The organism is Paraburkholderia sp. RL17-373-BIF-A (assembly GCF_046030175.1).
Taxonomy (GTDB): domain Bacteria; phylum Pseudomonadota; class Gammaproteobacteria; order Burkholderiales; family Burkholderiaceae; genus Paraburkholderia.
On sequence record NZ_JARESO010000366.1, the window covers coordinates 1 to 648 of the forward strand.

Here is a 648-nt window from a genome sequence, read left to right on the forward strand (position 1 = left end):
GCCGCGCACCCGTATCGAATACGACCTGCCCGAAGACCAGAAGGTCTGCCCATGCTGCAAGGGCGCGATGCACCGGATGGGCGAACAGACATGTGAGCAGTTGCATATCGAGGTCAAGGCATCGGTATTGCAGCACGTGCGCTTCAAATATGCGTGCCGCCATTGCGAGCGCCACGCCGAACGTACGCCGGTTGTGATCGCTTCCATGCCGACGCAGCCCCTGCCAGGAAGCAACGCGAGCCCGGCAATGACCGCTACGGTGATGACGGCCAAATACGCAGACGGCACACCGCTGTATCGCATGGAGGAGGCGCTGACCCGCTCGAACATTGCGGTCAGTCGCGGTACGCTGGCACACTGGATTATCCGTCCCGCCGAGCTGCACCTGTCCCGTCTGTATGAAGCGATGCGCAGAACACTGCTCGCGCAGTCCCTGCTTCATGGCGACGAGACGACAGTGCAGGTGCTCAAGGAAGACGGCAAGACTGCGCAGAGCAAGTCGTACATGTGGCTTTATCGCAGCGCCGAAGACAGTACCGAACCGGTCGTGCTGTTCGAATATCAGCCAGGACGCGGGCAGCAATATCCGCAGGCCTTTCTGAGCGGCTACGCCGGCACGCTGATGACCGACGGCTACAGTGCGTGGCG

Annotated in this window: 1 protein-coding gene; it reads left to right on the forward strand. The window is 61.6% G+C overall.

The window, feature by feature from the left end:
• On the forward strand, positions 1 to 648 hold a 648-nt coding region (gene tnpC / locus P0D80_RS50900; RefSeq protein WP_408296504.1), incomplete at both ends, for an IS66 family transposase.